General features: G+C 69.3%; 24 protein-coding genes. 7 read left to right on the forward strand and 17 right to left on the reverse strand.

Going from position 1 to position 18,984, the window contains the following annotated elements; all coding sequences use genetic code 11:
• Window positions 1–187: 187 nt before the first annotated feature.
• The 10 genes from ACZ6ZI_RS24085 to ACZ6ZI_RS24130 all read right to left on the reverse strand — a co-directional run bounded on the left by ACZ6ZI_RS24085 (window position 188) and on the right by ACZ6ZI_RS24130 (window position 7,219).
• Window positions 188–1,411: a site-specific integrase gene (locus tag ACZ6ZI_RS24085; RefSeq protein WP_469524100.1), complete on the reverse strand. Its 1,224-nt coding sequence runs from the start codon at window positions 1,409–1,411 to the stop codon at window positions 188–190.
• Window positions 1,411–1,611, reverse strand: coding sequence for a helix-turn-helix domain-containing protein (locus ACZ6ZI_RS24090; RefSeq protein ID WP_285345262.1), 201 nt, complete (start codon window positions 1,609–1,611; stop codon window positions 1,411–1,413). The genes ACZ6ZI_RS24085 and ACZ6ZI_RS24090 overlap by 1 nt, the downstream gene beginning before the upstream one ends.
• A gap of 2 nt (window positions 1,612–1,613) precedes the next feature.
• Entirely contained in the window at window positions 1,614–2,999 is a 1,386-nt protein-coding gene (repSA, locus tag ACZ6ZI_RS24095; protein WP_469524102.1) for a replication initiator protein RepSA, read from the reverse strand.
• 103 nt (window positions 3,000–3,102) lie between these two features.
• Window positions 3,103–3,420 carry a hypothetical protein gene (locus ACZ6ZI_RS24100; RefSeq protein ID WP_469524104.1) on the reverse strand — a complete coding sequence of 106 codons (318 nt, stop codon included), beginning with the start codon at window positions 3,418–3,420 and terminating at the stop codon, window positions 3,103–3,105.
• 23 nt (window positions 3,421–3,443) lie between these two features.
• Complete coding sequence (locus ACZ6ZI_RS24105; protein ID WP_125813824.1) at window positions 3,444–3,602, reverse strand: hypothetical protein; 159 nt, start codon at window positions 3,600–3,602, stop codon at window positions 3,444–3,446.
• A gap of 17 nt (window positions 3,603–3,619) precedes the next feature.
• Window positions 3,620–3,811, reverse strand: a complete 192-nt coding sequence (locus ACZ6ZI_RS24110; RefSeq protein WP_469524105.1) for a mobile element transfer protein — start codon at window positions 3,809–3,811, stop codon at window positions 3,620–3,622.
• Between the two features lie 15 nt (window positions 3,812–3,826).
• A complete protein-coding gene (locus ACZ6ZI_RS24115; protein WP_469524107.1) occupies window positions 3,827–4,504 on the reverse strand; it encodes a DUF2637 domain-containing protein in 678 nt (225 codons plus the stop codon).
• An 81-nt stretch (window positions 4,505–4,585) separates the two neighbouring features.
• Entirely contained in the window at window positions 4,586–5,953 is a 1,368-nt protein-coding gene (locus ACZ6ZI_RS24120; RefSeq protein WP_469524109.1) for an FtsK/SpoIIIE domain-containing protein, read from the reverse strand.
• Between the two features lie 2 nt (window positions 5,954–5,955).
• A complete protein-coding gene (locus ACZ6ZI_RS24125) occupies window positions 5,956–6,297 on the reverse strand; it encodes an SCO3933 family regulatory protein (protein WP_469524110.1) in 342 nt (113 codons plus the stop codon).
• 139 nt (window positions 6,298–6,436) lie between these two features.
• A complete protein-coding gene (locus ACZ6ZI_RS24130; RefSeq protein ID WP_469524112.1) occupies window positions 6,437–7,219 on the reverse strand; it encodes a GntR family transcriptional regulator in 783 nt (260 codons plus the stop codon).
• 18 nt (window positions 7,220–7,237) lie between these two features.
• Between ACZ6ZI_RS24130 and ACZ6ZI_RS24135 the strand changes: the two genes are divergently transcribed.
• Together ACZ6ZI_RS24135 and ACZ6ZI_RS24140 are read left to right on the forward strand one after the other, a co-directional pair.
• The gene (locus tag ACZ6ZI_RS24135) at window positions 7,238–7,702 is read left to right on the forward strand and encodes an NUDIX hydrolase (protein ID WP_469524115.1); all 465 of its coding nucleotides are present in this window, start codon (window positions 7,238–7,240) and stop codon (window positions 7,700–7,702) included.
• Window positions 7,699–7,908, forward strand: a complete 210-nt coding sequence (locus tag ACZ6ZI_RS24140; protein WP_469524117.1) for an e9imm peptide — start codon at window positions 7,699–7,701, stop codon at window positions 7,906–7,908. The genes ACZ6ZI_RS24135 and ACZ6ZI_RS24140 overlap by 4 nt, the downstream gene beginning before the upstream one ends.
• 568 nt (window positions 7,909–8,476) lie before the next feature.
• Here ACZ6ZI_RS24140 and ACZ6ZI_RS24145 read toward each other — a convergent pair.
• From ACZ6ZI_RS24145 to ACZ6ZI_RS24160, 4 genes are all read right to left on the reverse strand, one after another.
• A complete protein-coding gene (locus tag ACZ6ZI_RS24145; RefSeq protein WP_350998654.1) occupies window positions 8,477–10,270 on the reverse strand; it encodes a GmrSD restriction endonuclease domain-containing protein in 1,794 nt (597 codons plus the stop codon).
• Between the two features lie 292 nt (window positions 10,271–10,562).
• The gene (locus ACZ6ZI_RS24150) at window positions 10,563–10,895 is read right to left on the reverse strand and encodes a hypothetical protein (protein ID WP_350998656.1); all 333 of its coding nucleotides are present in this window, start codon (window positions 10,893–10,895) and stop codon (window positions 10,563–10,565) included.
• Entirely contained in the window at window positions 10,892–11,605 is a 714-nt protein-coding gene (locus ACZ6ZI_RS24155; RefSeq protein ID WP_350998659.1) for a GntR family transcriptional regulator, read from the reverse strand. Before ACZ6ZI_RS24155 ends, ACZ6ZI_RS24150 begins: the two co-directional genes overlap by 4 nt.
• Window positions 11,606–11,999: 394 nt before the next feature.
• Window positions 12,000–12,251 (reverse strand): hypothetical protein, encoded by a 252-nt coding sequence (locus ACZ6ZI_RS24160; protein WP_469524119.1) that lies wholly within the window; start codon window positions 12,249–12,251, stop codon window positions 12,000–12,002.
• Between the two features lie 79 nt (window positions 12,252–12,330).
• On the opposite strand from ACZ6ZI_RS24160, the gene ACZ6ZI_RS24165 reads away from it, so the two are divergent.
• From ACZ6ZI_RS24165 to ACZ6ZI_RS24175, 3 genes are all read left to right on the forward strand, one after another.
• Window positions 12,331–13,089, forward strand: coding sequence for a GntR family transcriptional regulator (locus ACZ6ZI_RS24165; RefSeq protein WP_469524120.1), 759 nt, complete (start codon window positions 12,331–12,333; stop codon window positions 13,087–13,089).
• A 157-nt stretch (window positions 13,090–13,246) separates the two neighbouring features.
• Window positions 13,247–13,387, forward strand: a complete 141-nt coding sequence (locus tag ACZ6ZI_RS24170) for a hypothetical protein (protein ID WP_469524122.1) — start codon at window positions 13,247–13,249, stop codon at window positions 13,385–13,387.
• A gap of 368 nt (window positions 13,388–13,755) precedes the next feature.
• Window positions 13,756–14,217, forward strand: a complete 462-nt coding sequence (locus tag ACZ6ZI_RS24175; protein WP_469524124.1) for a hypothetical protein — start codon at window positions 13,756–13,758, stop codon at window positions 14,215–14,217.
• A gap of 79 nt (window positions 14,218–14,296) precedes the next feature.
• Here the strand turns inward: ACZ6ZI_RS24175 and ACZ6ZI_RS24180 are convergent, their stop codons facing one another.
• Window positions 14,297–14,446 (reverse strand): hypothetical protein, encoded by a 150-nt coding sequence (locus ACZ6ZI_RS24180; protein ID WP_167344738.1) that lies wholly within the window; start codon window positions 14,444–14,446, stop codon window positions 14,297–14,299.
• A 194-nt stretch (window positions 14,447–14,640) separates the two neighbouring features.
• A complete protein-coding gene (gene phoU / locus ACZ6ZI_RS24185) occupies window positions 14,641–15,318 on the reverse strand; it encodes a phosphate signaling complex protein PhoU (protein WP_469524125.1) in 678 nt (225 codons plus the stop codon).
• 209 nt (window positions 15,319–15,527) lie between these two features.
• Here phoU and phoR point away from each other — a divergent pair, with 209 nt between their 5' ends.
• Both phoR and phoP read left to right on the forward strand, forming a co-directional pair.
• Window positions 15,528–16,814 (forward strand): two-component system sensor histidine kinase PhoR, encoded by a 1,287-nt coding sequence (phoR, locus tag ACZ6ZI_RS24190; RefSeq protein ID WP_469524127.1) that lies wholly within the window; start codon window positions 15,528–15,530, stop codon window positions 16,812–16,814.
• A 5-nt stretch (window positions 16,815–16,819) separates the two neighbouring features.
• The gene (gene phoP, locus ACZ6ZI_RS24195; protein WP_466527820.1) at window positions 16,820–17,491 is read left to right on the forward strand and encodes a two-component system response regulator PhoP; all 672 of its coding nucleotides are present in this window, start codon (window positions 16,820–16,822) and stop codon (window positions 17,489–17,491) included.
• A 267-nt stretch (window positions 17,492–17,758) separates the two neighbouring features.
• Here the strand turns inward: phoP and ACZ6ZI_RS24200 are convergent, their stop codons facing one another.
• Window positions 17,759–18,442, reverse strand: a complete 684-nt coding sequence (locus tag ACZ6ZI_RS24200; RefSeq protein WP_469524129.1) for a DUF461 domain-containing protein — start codon at window positions 18,440–18,442, stop codon at window positions 17,759–17,761.
• Window positions 18,443–18,984: the final 542 nt, after the last annotated feature.

Genomic DNA, 18,984 nt, shown 5'->3' on the forward strand with positions numbered 1-18,984 from the left:
CTGACCTGCGGCGACCTGCCGGAGAGTGGTCGAACGGTCATCCGAATCTGCCTAGCTAGGCAAAAATGCGGCCCGCTTCCTGTCTTGCGCGCAAGAATTACGCGAGTCTCGAATCTCTCGAATCTCTCGATAGATTTCCCCACACAGATTCGCGGCTGGCGGAGCAGATTTCCGGCGAGATTTCCTCCTACTTGTACACCGCCGCAACCGCCCTCCGTGTCCTGGCCCTGCTCGTCGGCATCAGGTGCGCGTAGACCCGCAGCGTCAGCCCGGGGTCCGAGTGCCCCAGGTACTCGGCAAGCGCCTTCACGTTCTCACCCGAGTCCAGCAGCACCGACGCGTAGAAGTGCCGCAACGCATGCATCCCGTGCTCCCGGGCGGCGGCATAGGTCTGCTGCCCCGTCTCCCGCTCGGCGATGACGCCCGCGGCGGCGAGGGCCGGCTTCCACTGGTCGGTGTTGAACATGCCCCGCCACACGTGGCCGCCCATCGGCGCCGTGAAGACGAGCCGCTTCGTCACCAGCGGTCCGCCCGCCACACCCCACGGCAGGGTGATGGCGACGGGCGGGCACCGCTTCATGTGCGCCCGCAGCGCATCGGCAACCGGACCCGGCAGCGGGACGTCCCGGAGCTTGCCGCCCTTTGGGGGAGCGAAGACGGGCTTGCTCCGGCTCAGCTTGAGCTGCTGGACCACGTGCACGGTGTCCGCGGCGAAGTCGATTGCGTCCACGTCGATGCCAAGGATCTCGCCCTGCCGCAGCCCGCACCCCGCCCCCAGGTCCACGACCGCGCGGTACCGCTCCGGCAGCTCGGCCCGTACAGCGAAGACCCGCTCGGCGGTCCAGGGGATCACCCGTTTGGCCTCGACCGTCGGGGCCTTCACCGACCGGGCCGCGCACGGGTTCTTGGCCAGGAGGGTGTCATCGACCGCCGCGTTCAGCACGCTCCGCACGTTCGAGTAGATGACCCTCGCGTACGACCCGGACAGGCCGGCCGTCTTGAGCTGGGCCACCCAGTCCCGGATGTGAGCCGGCTGGAAGGAGGCCAGCGGGCGCGAGCCCAGATACGGGAAGGCATGCAGCCGCAGCTGCGATTCCATCGAGAAGCCGGTGTTCGGGTCGGCTCCGTGGTTGCCGAGCCACCGCTCCGCGTACTGCTGGAAGGTGACGCGGCCGGCTTTCGGGTCGATGTACGCGCCGCGCGACATGTCGGCCTCGATGTGCGCGAGCCACTGCTCGGCCAACCGCTTCTGACGGTCCGGGAAGGACTTGCTCTTCTCCGTGCCGTCCGGTCCGACGTACCGGGCCCGATAGCGGAGCCCGGATCCGTAGCGCTCGGTCTTGACCTTGACGGGCTTGCCGCCGGTACCGGGTTCGACCTTGTACCAGCGGTCCTGGATGTGCCCGGCCATCAGGCGGCCTCCTCCCGGTCCATGAGGGAGGTGACCCACACGCGTACGTCCTCGGGGTCGTAGCGCAGATGGACGCCGACCCGGAAGCCGCGGGGCCCGGTGCGCTTGCGGCGCCACTGGTAGACCGTCTCCAACGGGACGCCGAGCAGGCCCGCGAGGTCGACCGGAGTGAAGTAGCGCTCAGGGAGAAGACGGGGCACGGTCACCACTCCTCTTGGACGTCGAGCTGTGTCAGGGCTTCGCGGGCGGTCTGGCGGTTGAGGTGGATGCCGCGCGCGATGGTGGAGGCGAGGACGGCTTCGCCGGGGGTGTGGCCGTGGCCGGCGTACTGCCAGGAGGCGAGGAGGAGCACGGTGTCCGGCTGGATGTCGTCCAGGCCCCGGGCTTCGCGTTCTTGGGCGGCGCGGTAGTCGGCGCGGGTCTGGCGGAGGGCGCCGAGGGTGGTCGAGTACTGCCGCGACTTGGTGGAGAAGTGGCCCCGGAAGCCGAGCATGTGGGACCAGGCCGCGAGGCGACGGTCCGGGTACAGCGGGTCCAGGTCGAGGCAGGCTTCGATCAGTCGGGCGGCGTGCGCCGGGACGTCGAGGAGGACGAGCGCTTCGCGGTTGCCGATGCGGCGGTCGAGGGTTCCGGTGTTCTCGGCGGCTTTGGTCGCGTACTTGGCGATGTACGAGGCCACGGCCTGTTCGGTGATGTCGGAGCCGTCGCCGAAGGCCTTGATGGGGCGGACGTCGAGCTGGGTGCCCCACCGGAAGGTGCGGGCCGGCCGGTCGCCCGCCGCCGGGACGGTGACCGAGGTGTAGGAGTGGCCGGCCGCGGCGCGAATCGAGCGGTCGAGGAGTTCGGCGCCGGCCCAGGAGGGCGGGGGCGAGGAAGGCCCGTCCGGACCGTCGACGCGGATCACCGCGTGGAAGTGGACGGCGCCGCGCTTCTGGAATTCGGCGACCTTGCCGTAGGAGATCCGGGCCACCTCCTTCAGCTCCCGCTGGGTCAGTCCGGCGTGGGCGGCGATCTCGCGGCGCAGCCGGGTGGTGAAGCGCTGCCAGAGCTGACCGGCGTGGTTGTTGAAGAGGACGGCGGCTTCGTAGTCGTACGTGGTCGGGTCGAGGGCGGTGCCCAGTTCGGCGGCGTCCTCCTGGTGGTGAGTGCCGCAGCGGCAGGGCCGGCCGGTGGGGCGGTTGTGGACGGGGCCGAAGGACGGGGCGGTGAGGGTGGCGAAGGCGCGGGGGTGCTCGCGGACCGTGGCCGGGATGTCGCGGCGGTCGTCTCCGGCGAGGCCGGCCCGGATGAGGTGGTAGGTGTCGCCGGAGTACGTCCAGGCGCAGGCGGGGCAGCGCGAGGCGCGGCGGTTGCCGCAGGCGATGCGGAGGCGGGCGCCGGGTTCGTCGGCGGTGGAGTAGCGGTGCAGTACCTCGCCCGAGGCCGTGTCCTTGGCGACGGTCCACCCGGTGATGTGGATCGGGTCGGAGCAGCCGCCTGTACGGCGGACCTGGTCTTCCCAGCGGCCGTATCCGGGGGCGGCGGCCACCTTCAGCACGTCGTCGAGGAGTCGGGGGTCCAGGCCGGTGACGGTCGCGGGGGCGGTCACGCCGTCACCGGCCGGCGGCGGGGGTGGGTCATGAAGGCGTTCCTTTCAGGGCGGGCCCGGACGGCAGGGCGCAGCGCACGGCCACCGCCCGGACCCGGTTCGGTCAGCGGCCCTTGAACTCCTGGCGCAGGGCCCGGACGAGGAAGAGGAGGACGAGGCTGCTGACGGACAGGGCGACCGCGGTGACGGCGACGGCCAGGAGCAGCGAGACGGCGACGGAGGCCAGGGCGAGGACACCGGCGACTCCGCCCGCGGCGAGGGCCAGCAGGGTTCCGGGCGACTGACGGCCCAGACCGGCGAGGGCGGACGGCGCGGCGGCAGCCGGGGCCGGGGCCGGGACGGAGTGCTCGACGGGCGCCGGGGTGGGGCGGATCGTCGCCGGGGCGTAGGTGTCGGGGCGCGGGTACCGGGGCTTGAACACGGCCGTTCTCCTTCCGGGGTGGGTTACTTGTTGATCGCGGTGTCGATGGCCGGCGCGAGGAAGCTGTCCGCCAGAAGGAATCCGCCGAGGAGGATCACGGCGACGAGCCACAGCGGCGGGCGGACGAGCTTGTAGCCGAGGACCCCGACGACGATCAGGGCGAGCCAGAGCGGGACGTCCATGGCGGTGGCCTTTCGGGTCAGCTGACGCGGCAGCGGTGGGAGCGGGCGGCGAGCTGGGCGGCGGTCGCGGAGCTGTAGTCGGCGGACCAGCCGCAGGAGTCGGCGGTGCAGACCGCGGCGTCCTTCGTGCGGCCGTGCCGGTCGCGGTAGCTGCCGATCTGGACGGGGCCGATCTTCAGGAGCGAGCGGAAGTTGATCCGGGTGGGCATGGCGGTCTCCTGTCGTCAGGCGAGCTGGGCGGCGATGGCTTCGGCGAGGGGGTACGGGACGCCGAGCCGGGAGCGCAGGGTCTCGGCGTCGATGTCCGAGCCGGTACGGGCGCGGTGATCGGCGGCGATCTTGCGGGCGTGGGCGACGAGGGCCGGCGGGGCGGTGACCGATGCCGGTGGGGCCGGCAGAGCCGGGACGGCCAGTGCTTCGGGTTCGGGCTGCGCGGCATCGGGCTCTGGCTCCGCCTCCGGCTCCCGCTCGACTACAGGCAGGAGGTCCGGGGCCGGCTCCGGCTCGGGGGCCGGCCCACTGGTCGGCGTAGGCCCGTGGACCAGGAGCGTGGCGCCGAGGAAGGCGAGCGCGGGCCAGCCAGCGACGAGGATCCGGAGCCAGTCCGGGACGTCGCCGAGGTCGAGGAGGCCAGCGGTCGCGACGTTCGCGCCGAGCGAGGCCGCCAAGGCAATGGCGAACCAGGACCAGGCCGAGCGGGCCGGCTCCCCCGAGTCCCGCAGGGCGCGTAGGCGGTGCCACGCCGCGACGAGGAGCAGGTCCACGCTCACCGGGTAGGCCCAGGCCTTCCATCCGGTCTGCCCCGCGGCTTCGGCGAGGTCGTGCAGGTGGGCGAAGGAGAGGGCTCCGGCGATGACGGCCTGGACGAGGACGGCGTCCGGGCGGGAAAGGCGGCGGGTCATGGGGGTTCACCTCCTTTCAGGCATGGGTGGGGTAGGGACGTGGCGCGAGGGGCCGCGCCGACCTGGGGTTGGGCCAAGCGCTTAGAAGGCGCTTGCCGCCGCGGGCTTCGGTGGGTGGATCTCGCCGACCAGGACGCGGGCCGGCTGCTGGGGCCTGAAGGGAGCCAGCTCCGGGATCTCCGGGGTGCGGTGCGCGTGGGCGTTGCAGATGTCCACGGCCTTGCGGAGCGTGGTGTGCGGGGCTCGGATGCGGGACCAGCCGCCGGAGGAGTCGCCGGCCACCGCGGTGCCGGGACGGTCCTTGTCGATCTGGACGGCGGCGAGGACGGCGTCCGGGGAGATGTCCCCGAAGGCCATGTTCGCGGAGGTCTCGTCGTTGACGCGGTGTGCGGTACGGCCAGTGAGTTGGGCGCGGAGCATGGTGATGCCCTTGCCGAGTTCGGAGCCGAAGCGTTGCCCGCAGACCTCCAGGTGGATGCCCGCGGCGCGGCCCAGCTGGGAGAGGCGGACCAGGTTGGTGACGATCTGGTCCCGGCGAGCTTCCTCCGCCTTGTTCGCGGCGAGGGCGAGCTCCGCGACCTCGTCCACCAGGAGGACGACGGGTACGGGGCGCAGGTGTACGGGCAGGTCCCAGATGTCGGCGGTGATCTCCGTGTCCGGGAGACCGACGCTGATGCGCTGCTCGGCCCGGATCAGCTCGTAGACCCGTCCCAAGTAGGCGACGAGCGCGACGAGCAGTTCGCCGGCCTCGTCGGGATTGTCGGCCAGGGCGGTGAACCGTGCGCCCAGTGGGGAGAGTTCGACGCCGTTCTTGCAGTCGATGCCGACGAGCGCGACGTTCCGCGGCGCGAGGCCGGCCACGAGCGTGCGTTGGTAGACCGACTTCCCGGACTTGGTCGCGCCGACGTTCAGCGCGTGCGGGACCTCCCGGTAGTCCCGGTGGTGGACCTCTCCGTCCTCCCGCAGGGCCACCGGGATCCGGAGCGCCCCGTCGGGCGCGGGGTCGACCGGCGGCATGCGGACCCGCTTGAGGATGTCGTAGCCGGTCATCCGCAGTTCGACCACGCCGGAGCGGATCTCCCGGGAGACGACGTTGTGGAGGGCGAAGGAGTGCCTTAGCCGGTCGGAGGAGGCGGAGAAGTCGAAGGCGTCCTGACCCGGTCGGAGTTTCAACCTGAGGACCAGGCCGGTCGAGGTGGGTCGTAGCCGCAGGATCCGCGGCGAACGAGCCTCGGGGACGGGACGGTTGGCCAGGCGGGCGAGCGCCAGTCGCCAGCGGGAGGGCGGGACGGTGAGCCCGCAGGCGTCCATTACCGAGCGGTAGCGGACCAAGATCCGGAGCCCGGCGAGGGTGACCCCGAAGGTCATCCAGTACCAGGTGGGCCGCAGCCGGCGCAGCAGGAGTACGGCGACCAGCAGCACGGCCGACGTGATCCATAAGGCGCTCATGGTCAGCCGGCCTTGGCGGCGAGGGAGGTGACGGCGACGGCGCGGAAGCTGAGTCCGTGGCGCTTCTGGCCGTTGAACTCGTTCTCCCAGGGCCGGGCGACCAGGCCGGTCAGAGCGACCGGGGTACCCGTGGCCAGCTCACCGGAGATGTCGGGCTCCGCCACGGTGACGGAGAGGACGTCGGCGTTGCCGTTCAGGACGAACAGGACGTCTACGGTCATGAGGCTGTTGCCGGTCTCGTTGTCGACGGCGACCTGGCCGGTCTTCTTGTCGCGCATCTTGAGCTGCGGGGGCTGGGCGACCATCACGGTCGCGCCGTTGGTGTCGACGGGAATCTGACGCACAGCAGATCACTCCTCTATAGAGGTACAACTCCTTCACTCATGTACATGAGTGACATGAAGAAGAGTGCCTGACTCCTATACATGAGTCAACCCGCCGCGAAGAGAAACTCGCGGCGGGCTGTGAGGAGTTGAGGTTCCGTCAGTCGCGTGCGGGGATGCGGTACTCGAAGACGAACTGGTCAGCGGCCATGAGGGTGTCGCAGACCTCGACCACGCGTCCTTCCTCGGTGACCGCGGCCCGCAGCAGGTGCACCACCGGGGCGCCGGGCGTCAGCGACAGCTCCGTCGCCTCGGCCTTGGCCGCCGGTCGGGCCTGGAGCGTCTCCACGTACTCGGCGAAGACGTGGTTGTGGTCTTCCAGCCGGGCGTAGATCCCGCCGGGGCCGGGATTCTCGGCGAACAGCTCGGGGATGTCCTTCACGACGTCCCACGGCAGGTACGAGGTGGCCGTCTCCACGGGGGTGCCGTTGCGGAAGTACAGCCGGCGACGGGCGAGCACCTGCGTCCCCGCGGCAACACCGAGCCGCTCCGCGATCTCCTCCGGCGCCTCCATCGGCCCGATGAACAGCACGCTCACCTTGGCCTCGGCGCCCGACTGCGCGGACTCCGCGAGGTACGCGGCCCTGCCCTCCTGGCGGTGCGTACGCCGGAAACGGTCCGAGGACCGGTGTCGCACGGGCGGCCGGGCCTTCACGATGGACCCCTTGCCGTGCCGTGTCTCGACCAGCCCGCTGGCCCGTACCTCGACCATGGCCTTGCGTACCGTCCCGCCGGCGACGCCGTAGCGCTCCACCAGCTCGGCTTCACTCGGCACCATGTCGCCGGCCTTGAGCGCGCCGGCCCGGATCTGCTGAACGATGTCGTCGGCGATCTGCACGTAGCGCGGCACAGCCCCTCGGCCACCTCCCACTGCGGTTCCCATAGTCCTTCTCTTCCTCCTATGCTCCTGTACATGAGTACGGGTTCCCCGCAGGTCAAGTCAACGCCACTGCATTCCGTGTCCGTGGCCGGGGCGGTCCTGCGCGAGGACGGCCGGCTCCTGGCTATCCGCCGGGCGGACAACGGGACTTGGGAACTGCCGGGCGGAGTGCTCGAACTCACCGAATCCCCGGAGGCCGGTGTCCGCCGCGAGGTCCTGGAGGAGACGGGGATCGAGGTCGAGGTCAACGACCTGACCGGGGTCTACAAGAACACCACCCGCGGCATCGTCGCCCTGGTCTTCCGCTGCACCCCGACCGGCGGCACGGAACGCACTTCGGAGGAGTCGACCGCGGTTGCGTGGCTCACCCCGGAGGAGGTCTCCGCGCAGATGTCCGAAGTCTTCGCGATCCGCCTTCTGGACGCCTTGGACGAAGCAGGCCCCCACGTCCGCAGCCACGACGGCCGCCAACTCCTCCCGGCGTGACCCGCGAAGAAGCGGTAGCCCTCGTCGCCCGCCTCCTGGACGGCACCACCACCGACGAGTCCGAGGCCAACGCAGCCCTGGCCACCCTCACCTCAGGCCTCAGGTGCCCCCACATCAGCGACTACATCTACTGGGACTTCGACCCCGACCTGACCGCCGAGAAGGTCGTGGACCGAGCCCTGTCCTACAAGCCCTTCGCGCTCTGAGCCGGGCGGCGCGGTAAGAGTTTCTCTACTTCATCAAGGGCGCTTCCGCCGCCAAGGCGGCGTCGCGCGCCCGTCGCCCCGGGCCTGCGCTCCTGTCTCCGCCCCGCTCCCGCCCGGCCCGCCGGCCGCGCGCCACTGTGGCTCAGGGCTCGATGGGGTGAACCGAGCCGATCCGTCGGCTGCCGGTCAGAACGAATGCCTCCGGCGGGGGCGCTCAGGCTCCGGGATGGGAGAGGACCGTACGCGGGTGCCGACCGATGGGTGGTAGCTGTGGGGACTCCCATCCCGTCTGCCATCGACCCAGGCAGAGCCGAGCAGGCGCAGGCCCTGGCGTCCAGGTCGTTCGTACAGTGGCGCGCTCCACCTGGACGCCAGGGCCTGCGCCTGCTCCACGGCGTGTGGGTCGACGGCAGACGGGATGGGAGTCGGAGGTAGTCAATATGGCGAACCGGTTCCGCTACCAGGCCAGTTCAAAGGCGGACCACATTGACTGGGCGTACGGACCCTGGGCTCTATCAAATCCAGCCCGAGCAGACCGCCGGCCAGGCCCGCTTCATCAACTTAACTGCTACTGGAAGCGATTCACCAGACTGATGATTGATTGCCCCACAACCTCTACCGTTTGCGGACCAACCCTTTCATAGAAGCGGTTGTCATACGTAACCGGATTTCCAGTGCTCGCGGGATCGAGGCGCCAGATCAAGTAGCCCTGGTAGCGGAAAGGCATAAGGCTGCGCGCCAAGTTCTCGGCGAAATCGAGATCGAGCTTTGAGCTCTTAATTCTCTGAATCAATTCGCGCCAAAGCTCGTCTGGGGACTTACCGAGAGCTGATAGTTCATGCTGGGTTCCCGTGACGAAGAATTCTTCGTATTTTAGAGCCTCGATCCCAGCGAAGCGCTCCACGGATCTGGCGTCACTTTCATCGTCGGCGACGCCAATGAAGATGACCCCCTTAGTTCCGCGACCGTGATTTGCCATAGCGCTCGCCGTGCGGAGAATCTTGCCGAAGCTCGCATCATCGAAAGTGCCGCTGTCGTTGATGCGGCAAAACCCTTGCTTGAGTTCAAATAGGGCGTCTTCCGTCAGTGCCATTGAGAGCGCTGCTTCGAAACGGACCGAATGGTCTTTGAGGTGCGTACTCTTGGCGTCCGTCTTTTTCTTGAAAGCTGGACGTAGCGCCGCCTTTGCCATTTCCAGGAGTTGATTCTTGCGTTCAGCCCCCCAGTCGCCGCCACCCGACGGGATGCTCAGGTCTCCGTCCCAAAAACCAGAGAGGAGGCAGAGTAGATCCTTGCTGCTCTTTGGCTCCAGGCTGTCTTCGTGCAGCAGCTGATTGATAGCGACGAAGATCGCTTGGAAGTGCCTAGGGACTCCTCTGTAGTTCTGCTGGGTGACAGTGAGGGTAGCGAACGGCTTGGCAGATTCTTCAAGCGCGGCTCGAATCACTTCCAGAGTGTTGACGAAACGGTCTTCGAGTTCACTCTCGCCCATCGAAGCGATCCTGCGGTGAACGACATCCGCACTCGTGACGGCTCGATCGTTCTCGACGCCGTAGGCCGAGTCGCGATACCTAAGCCCTGTTGCAGCTGGCCGCTCCAGTAGCAAATCCAGAAGGATGTCTAGGATCAGCTCTTCGTCCCTTGATTCACGCACGGACTCACGGGTCAAGATCCCCTGCTTAACCCAGAAGATATCCTCGACGTAAATACCGTACGGCAGGTCATGATTCGTAATGCTGATCTTCGCCATACCGGACAAGGGTACAAAGTCCGTAAAGGAAGCGTCACCGCGCACTGTGGAAGCCAGCCGCCGCACAAGAGTGGCGATCGCCTGGGTTGCGCCCGCCTGGCGAATTTCATGAGGGCTGAGATGGCGCCCGCTGGAATTGATTCTCCGAAATACTTCATCGACCGATTCGTCACTTGCCGATCGATAGATGGAAACGGGGAGGCGATAGTTGGCAATCTTTCGACAGGTGTCGCGATCGAGCACCGGGGACTTCTGTGAGATGGACCCGCTGTCGAGGCGAATTTTGGTGTCTGCAAGCGTTTCTAGGTCGAAATATTCGCCATTCAACGAAAACTCATTCTCGATGAATGAGAAAACAGAGTTGAGCCGCTGGAGCCCGTCGATCACCTCAAGGCGTCCAAAGTGATCCCCGGAAGACTCGGCCAGAAGGATAAGCGGGATTGGAAGTTTTTGAACTACTGAATCAATGAGGCGTTCCTTTTCCTCAACCCCCCAAACCAGCTTCCTCTGGTAGCGACGATTCACCAAGAATTTACTGGATGTGTAATCATTGTAGAGCTGCTGAATGCTCTCGCCTTCAACGGACAATTCCGTGCCAGTAGGTGTGGACATCCGAGGCTCCCATACTCAGTGATGAGCGTGAGGGTAGCGCGCCTGACCTGCTCCTGACTCGGATACCAACAACGAAACCCGCGAGCCCACATCACTGCCTGGTGAGTCGCCGCGGCACTCTCGCGGGATGCGGCCTACTTGCGGACCGGTCAGACCTGGCTGCCAACCTATAGTTCTCCCACCTGTACGGACGCCTCAGAAGCACGGCCCTTCCGGAGCCATGTGCGTAGCACGACAGGGCGGCCCCGTGGTGTGTTGGGGTCGCCCTGTCGCTGCTTGAGGGGTGCTGTGGCTAGTGCGGATGCGGGGGCATGGATGGTTCGGCCAAGGCGCCGAAGGCGGGGTGGGGTAGGCGGTGGCCGCGGCTGCGCGCTACTCGGATTGCGGCGTGGAGGGCACCCTTGAGGTCTGAGGCCAAGAGGTGGAGTTCCACGCGGTCTGCCTCCGGGTCGGCGAGTAGTTCGTGCGCGTGGGTCAGGAGTTCGGTGGCCAGGCCGAGCTGTATCTCCTCCATGTTGTCGGCCAGGCGGGAGAGGTGGCTGTCGGGGGAGTCGGTGCTGAGGAAGCAGGGCTTGCCGTCGGGGCCCGACCAGGGGAGCAGGCGGAGTTCGTTGTGCGGGGTCATGGCCTTGGGGTCCTCTCTTCGGTCGGGTGGCTGGTGATGAAGAGGGCGTCCGCTCTGTCGCCCGGGTAGGCGATGAGCGCCGCCTCGACCACGCGGCCGGTGGTGTCGATCGCCACTCGGGTGATCGAGAGGACCGCCAGCGATGGGCTGATCCGGAGGGTGGTCGCTTCTTCGGGGGTGGGGAGGCGTGAGCAGGCCGTTTCCCGTACTTCGGAGAGGGGCAGGCCGAGTTCGGTCAGGTGGGCCGCTATGTCGGCGGGGGCCGACAGGCCGGCCGGGACCAAGTCGCGGGGGATGTAGATGCGGGACAGGCTGTGCGGCGACCGGTCTTCGTGGGTGACGCAGAGGACTTCGGTGAGCGAGGTGCCGGGGGCCACGTTGAGGAGCGTGGTCAGGGGATCGTGGGCCCGGAGGTGCCTGGCGTGGACGGTTGATCGGAGCGGTGCGGAGGGCGTGATCCAGGCCGAGGGACGGCCGCCTGTGTATGTGGTCCTGCTACGCGGGTGGCGGACGAAGTTGCCGCTGCCGTGGATCTTCTCCACCAGGCCCTCGCCCTGGAGTAGCGAGAGCGCGTTGCGGAGCGTCGGCGTGCTGACCGTGTAGTGCGCGGCGAGCTGGGCCTCCGAGGGAAGGCGTTCGCCGGCCTTGAAGTGGCCCGCGGTGATCTGGCGGCGCAGGTCATCGGCGATGGATTGGCGGCGGGAAGGCACGGGGCGGTCACCGCTTCCTGGTCCAGCGGAGGGAAGTCCGTGCGTTGTTCGGCTCGAAGTGCGGCCGCACGTTCGGGGTGATGGACCCGGCGTTGGCGGCCGGCGCCCCGGCGGGGGTGCGTCCCTTCACCGCGGCACCTCCGCCGGGTCGCCTACGGGGTGACACGGGCAGTCGCACGTTTCGTAGATCACCGGGACGTCAATCGGGGCCCGGGCCGGCGACGAGTGGGCGCAGTCGTCGTGTGTGCCGATCGCGCACGAGGTCGATCGGTAGGCGGGGGTTCTCGCGTGCCCTGTCGAGGGCTGCCGGCTAGGAGGCACGGGTGCGCCTCCTCCGGCGTGCGGCCGGTGTGGCCGCGGTGGGGCTCGTACGGTTGAACACGCTGATCAGCTCCTATCGCTGCTGGTCGGCCTCTTTGCGTACGGCGGCCCAGAGGATGCGGCCGGTCGAGCTGCCGGCGACGAGCCCGAAGCGGTCGGCCGCCGTCAGTACTTCCAGGACCTCCCGCCACGTCGTGTCGGGAAGCGTTTCCGGCACCTCCGCTTCGACCGACGTGTAGGTCGCGTGCTGCTTCACACGCGTGGTCAGCCCGAGGGCCGACAGGCGGGCGGCGAGGTCGTCGGCCCGTGCTTCCGAAGCGGGCACAGGTCGGCCTCCGTTGCGGAAAACTCACGTTGAGTGAAGCTAGTTAACTAGATTAGAGCTAGTGGACTAGATTTTCCACATGCCTGAGAAGCCGCCGTATCTCCGCATCGCCGATGTCCTGCGACAGCGGATCGCGGACCAGGAGTGGACGGCCGGCGATCGGCTCCCCTCCCGCGCCCAGATCGCCGATGAGTGCGGCGTCGGCGAGAACGTGGTCCGCAGGGCGCAGGAGCTGCTGATCTCGCAGGGTGTGTTGGAGGGGCGCGCCGGTTCGGGAACCTACGTGGCCGAGCCCCGTCGGCGGGTACGCGTGGTCCGGTCGTCGGCACGGGAGCAGCCCGGCGGCTCCCCGTTCCGCTCGGACATGCAGGCCCTGGGGAAGCAGGGGCACTGGGAGAGCCGTACCGAGGCGAAGGTGCCGGCCCCCGCGGAGATCGCGGTGCGGCTCGGGATCGGCGAAGGCGATCTGTGCGTACGGACCGTCTACGAGTTCCTCGCCGACGGCCGGCCCGTGCAGCTGTCGACGAGCTGGGAGCCGTACGAGCTCACCGCCGGCACCCTCGTCGTGCTCCCGGAGGGCGGGCCCCACGCCGGGGTCGGCGTCGTCAACCGCATGGCCGAGATCGGCGTCACGGTCAGCCATGCCGTCGAGCAGCCCGAGCCGCGGCACGCGAGCGCCGAGGAGGCCTCGCTCCTCGGGATCCAGAAGGGCGCGCTCGTCACCCACATCCGGCGGACGTACTACAGCGACCAGGGCCGGCCCGTGGAGACGGCGGACATCGTGATTCCCGCCGCACTGTGCGAGGTCGTCTATGAGATCCCCGTCAACCGCAGCTGACGCCGTCCTGACCATTCGACCGACTGGGGAAGGCCCTGTGGACGCTGAACGAAGCATGCGGATAGCCGGCCTGACGGAGACGGCCCGACCAGTCTGGGAGGGGAACCCGGACGGTGCGGCCTTTCAGGAGTATCTGAAAGGGATTGGCTGCGACGGCGTGGACGCGGTCCTCGTGACCAAGGCCGTGGTCGGATGCGATCTCGGCGAGGCTCAGGCGATGTTCCTCACCGCTCCCTGCCGGGCCGACGAGCTCGCCTTCCACAACTCCGTGATGGAGGGGCTGGAGCGGTCGCAGTGAGGGCCGCGGGCCCCTGCGCACGCGCGAGCTCGGGGCCGTCGCCGGGCCGTCCCCGGGCCGTGGAAGGGTGATCGGGGGTGGCCGGCGGTGACCATCGCTGACCGCTCGACCGCAGGTCAGGGCCGGGGTGCCGGGTAAAGCCCCAGGCCGGAGCAACAACCAGGGCAAGAAGAAGTAGCGAGCGAACAGCGCCCCCGTGAGCGGGGTCGGTGTGTGGGCCCCTTTCGGCGAGGTCGCCGGGAGGGGCCCTTCGTTTGGGTGGGCCCGGGGTGCGGTGACGTTTCCGTGGTGAAAGGGATCGGCCGGACGGGTGAGGCGGTCGTTTCTGCGCTGTTCCCGGCGGTGGGCGGGGGGCTAGAAACCGGGGCATGATCACGAACCTCGTGCGGCGCGGTCTGCCCGCGCTCGCTCTCGCCCTCCTGCCCGTCATGGCCTCCGTGCCGACCGCGGACGCCTCCGCCGTCGCCTCCGGCGGCGCGCACGCCGCCGCCCGCAGCGACGCCCACTTCTACGCCCCCGCCACCCTCTACAGGAACCAGGCCTGGACCTCCGGCAACGGCCGGACCGTGCTCCGCGTCCAGGAGGACGGCAACTTCGTCCTCTACAAGGACGGCCGCGCCGCCTGGCAGGCCCCCAACGTGTGGCCCAAGGCCGACCGCGCCGTGATGCAGGAGGACGGCAACTTCGTGGTCTACGACAGCTCCGGCCGGCCCGTCTGGGCCGCCGGCACCTGGCACAAGGGCCGCTACCTCGCCGTCCAGGACGACGGCAACGCGGTCGTCTACGACGCCTCCGGCCGCCCCGTCTGGGCCACCAACACCGGCGACTGACCCGCGGCCGCCGCGGCCGGAACGCGCCAAGGGCCCCGTCCGGGAATCGGACGGGGCCCTCGTGACGTGTGGGGCGGGATCAGCCACCGCACTGGCAGGGGGCACCGGACTGGCAGCCGCAGCCGCAGCCCGAGCCGCAGCCGCAGGCCGCGAGCAGCGGTAGGCGCAGCGGCTCCGGTCGGGGCGGCTGCTCCTGTTCCGGAGTGATGGGGACAGGGGAATCGGGCATGGTGCCTCCTCGCAGGCGGCGTACGGGAAGTCGTGGTGCCTTCGCCTCATTCATGCCCAGCCACACCGGCGCGTCAACGGCGCATTGGGGCTCGGTCCCGCAACGGCCCCGCCACCACCCCGCGACCACCCCGCGCCACCACCCCGCGACGGCACCCGACGGTCGGACGCCCCGACGGTCGGACGCCCCGACCGTCAGACGCCCTCGACCGGCGTCGGCTGCTGGAGCTCGTCCGCGTGCTCTCCCGTCACCAGGTACACGACACGCTTGGCCACCGACACCGCGTGGTCGGCGAAACGCTCGTAGTAGCGGCCCAGCAGCGTCACGTCGACGGCCGTCTCGATGCCGTGCTTCCAGCGGTCGTCCATCAGGTGCTGGAACAGCGTGCGGTGCAGCTGGTCCATCTCGTCGTCGTCCTGCTCCAGCTGGAGCGCGAGGTCCACGTCCTTGGTGATGATCACCTCGGCCGCCTTCGCCATCAGCCGCTGCGCCAGCTGCCCCATCTCCAGGATCGTGGCGTGCAGGTCACGCGGCACCGCCGTGTCCGGGAAGCGCAGCCGCGCCAGCTTCGCCACGTGCTGCGCCAGGTCGCCCGAACGCTCCAGGTCGGCGCTCATGCGCAGCGAGGTGACGACGATGCGCAGGTCGGTGGCGACCGGCTGCTGGCGGGCCAGCAGGGCGATGGCACGCGCTTCGAGGTCGTGCTGGAGGTCGTCCACCTTCTGGTCGGCGGCGATGACGCTCTCCGCGAGCTTCAGGTCGGCGTCCAGCATGGAGGTGGTGGCCCGCCCGATCGCGGAACCGACGAGCCGGGCCATCTCGACCAGGCTCTCTCCGATCGAGTCCAGTTCCTCGTGGTACGCGTCGCGCATGGTGGTGTCCCTCTCTTACCGCTCTTACTGCCTTCTCGGCTGCTGCGTGGCCTTCTTGCCCCACGTTGACACGTTCGGCCCCCAACGCGTCCGACTCCGGCACCACAAGTGAATCAACCCCGTCGCCAGGGTGAACTCTGGGCGACGACTGTTCGAGGTGCCACCCGAACGGCTGTGGAAGTGTCGTTCTGCCTGCTTAACCTGGATACATGGACGTGAACGCGGCGGTCGCCGCAGCTGCCGCGATCGCCGGTCTTTGCACCGGTGTGATCGCGATGCTGGCGTTCCGCTGGAGCGAGCGCGACCAGGCCCGCCCCACCCGGAGCTCCATGCGCCCCGACATCAACGCCGTGCTCCCGCCCGGCGTGGACACGGTGCTGTCCGTACTGCGCTCCTCCGCGGTCGTCCTCGACGAGGGGGACGCCGTCGTCAAGGCCAGCTCGGCGGCGTACGCCCTCGGACTGGTGCGCGGCGGCAAACTCGCCGTCGAGCCCATGCTCCACATGGCCCGCGACACCCGCCGCGACGGCGAGATACGCCAGATCGAGCTCGACCTGCCCCGGCGCGGCACCGGCCGCGGCGAGGCCCTCGCCGTCTCCGCCCGCGTCGCGCCCCTGGGCTCGCGCCTGGTGCTCCTGCTCGTCGAGGACCTCACCGAGGCCCGCCGCATCGAGGCGGTGCGCCGCGACTTCGTCGCGAACGTGTCGCACGAGCTGAAGACCCCGGTCGGGGCGATCTCCCTGCTCTCGGAGGCCGTCATGGACGCCTGCGACGACCCCGAGGCGGTCAGCCGCTTCGCGGGCCGCATGCAGATCGAGTCGACCCGCCTGATCAACCTCGTACAGGAGCTCATCGACCTCTCCCGGGTGCAGAACGACGACCCTCTGGAGGACGCCGAGCCCGTACGGGTCGACACGCTCGTGGCCGAGGCCATCGACCGCTGCCGGCACACGGCCACCTCCAAGCAGATCACCATGGCCTCGGGCGGCACGGCCGACCTGCGGGTCTGGGGCAACCGCGGCCAGCTCGCGGCGGCCCTGGGGAACCTGGTGGAGAACGCCGTCAACTACAGCCCGGCCCGCACCCGCGTCGGCATCGCCGCGCGCCGGGTCACCGCGCCGGGCGGCGACCTGATCGAGGTGGCCGTGACCGACCAGGGCATCGGCATCCCGGAGAAGGACCGCGAGCGCATCTTCGAGCGCTTCTACCGCGTCGACCCGGCCCGCTCCCGAGCCACCGGCGGAACCGGACTCGGCCTCGCGATCGTGAAGCACGTCGCGGCCTCGCACGGCGGTGAGGTGTCGGTCTGGAGCTCGGAGGGTCAGGGCTCCACCTTCACCCTGCGCCTGCCCGAGGCCGCCGCCCCGGCCGCCCCCGCCGCCCCAGCCGCCCCCGCACCGGCCGCCGAGCCCGCCAGGCCCGCGCCGGCCCCCGAGACCGCCCCACCCCTGACCGAACCAGAACCCGTCGTTCCTGCCCCGGAGGTCCTTCCGTGACCCGAGTGCTCGTCGTAGAGGATGAGGAATCCTTCAGCGACGCCCTGTCCTACATGCTCCGCAAGGAAGGCTTCGAGGTCGCCATCGCCGCGACGGGCCCCGACGGGCTCGACGAGTTCGAGCGCAACGGCGCCGACCTCGTCCTCCTGGACCTGATGCTGCCCGGCCTGCCGGGCACCGAGGTCTGCCGGCAGCTGCGCGGCCGCTCCAACGTCCCCGTGATCATGGTGACGGCCAAGGACAGCGAGATCGACAAGGTCGTCGGGCTGGAGATAGGAGCCGACGACTACGTCACCAAGCCCTTCTCCTCCCGCGAGCTGGTCGCCCGCATCCGCGCGGTCCTGCGCCGCCGCGGCGAGCCGGAGGAGGTCACCCCGGCGGCCCTGGAGGCCGGACCCGTACGGATGGACGTGGACCGGCACGTGGTCACCGTCGCCGGGGCCAAGGTGGACCTGCCGCTGAAGGAGTTCGACCTCCTGGAGATGCTGCTGCGCAACGCCGGTCGCGTACTGACCCGCATGCAGCTGATCGACCGGGTGTGGGGCGCGGACTACGTCGGCGACACCAAGACCCTCGACGTCCACGTCAAGCGCCTGCGCGCCAAGATCGAACCGGACCCGGGCGCGCCCCGCTACCTGGTCACGGTGCGCGGCCTGGGCTACAAGTTCGAGCCGTAGACCGCACGGTTTCGAGCCGTCCTCTCCGCGGTTTCGACCGTGGACGGCCTCCGTGGACGCGGTGGTCCGTGAACCGTTCGTGAACCACCCGTTCGTGAACCACCCGTACGGGAACCCGCGCGCGGGCGCGTACGCCGGAGCGGGTGCGCCGGAGCGGGTTCGCCGGAGCGGGTTCGCCGTGGTGCGTACGCGGGACAGGGAACGGAAAACGGAGAAGGGCCCCCGGCCGCAGCGGTCGGGGGCCCTTCCTCGTGGTGGTGCGGCGGCTCAGTGGCCGGCGGCGCGCGACGGGGAGCCGGACGGCGAACCCGACGGGCCGCCCGCGGGGGTGCCCGAGGCGCCGGCGGACGGGGTGCCCGAGGCGGCGGCGCCGGACGGGGTGCCGGACGGCGAGCCCGAGGGGGTGCCCGACGGGGACGCGGCCGGCGGGGCCGGGGCCTCGGTCGGACCGTACTGCGCGTACATGCCCGTGCTCGGGACGATGAAGGCGTCCAGCGCCACGTCGCCGGTGCGGCTCAGCTGGAAGACGAGCTCCTGGACGTCGCCGTTCTTCACCGCCTCGTTGCCGCCCTCGACGACCGCGCTGGCGTTGCTCTTGCCGCCGATCACGACGGAGCCGCCGGCCGGGACGGTGACCTTGCCGGCGCCCTCGGCGCCCTTCAGGGCGACCTTGGCCTTGGCACCCTTGAGGGTGATCGAGTCCAGCGTCTGGGGTTCGTCGCCGGCGTTGAAGACGGTCGCCGAGACGACGGCGGCCCCCTTCTTGCCCTTCTCGCCCTGGGTGATCACCAGTGCGTTCTGGATCTTGATGTCGCCCTTGGTGACGGCGGCGTTGTCCGGCTTGATCTGGAGAGTCTGCGCGTCGTTGCCCGCGCCGCACGCTGCGAGCGAGGCGATCGAGAACACGACGGCGGAAGCGGCGAGGGCGCCGCGTCGAAGGCTGCGGCTCACGGCGGCGGCAACTCCTAGGACGTACGGACGGGACGGTGGGCTCTCGGGACGGCCGAGGTAAAGCCGCCCTAAGGGTGTGTCAGCGCGCTTAGGTTACCGAGCCGCCGCCCCGCCCCCGCACCCGACCCTCCGCAGCGCACGCGGCACGCTGCGCCGTGTGGCCCGCGCGCGGGCGATCTTGCATTCCGATATCCCGCGCCGATCGCCCCGGTGATCAATTTCCGGAATCCCCGGAAGGCCGCTCCGTGATCAATTCCGGGATTGGGCCGGATCCGGATCCGTACAGGTGGCCGCCAGTCGAACGGAGTACGTCGGTTTCCGGTCCAGGAATCCGGCAAAACGGGACGTACGTCACACTCGTGGGCTCGTCCGTCAGGTGTAACGTGGTCGTTTCGCCCGGTCCGCACAGAGCCTCCGACCTGCGAATACCCCTCTCCGGAAGCCTCCCGCAGCACGTTCGTGTCGCTGTTGTCAAGCCCCGAGATGTGCCCTGACCTGCGAAAACGCCATTCATAACAGTCCGTTCTCGTGTTACCCTGGAT

Source organism: Streptomyces sp. NPDC103540 (genome assembly GCF_055584445.1).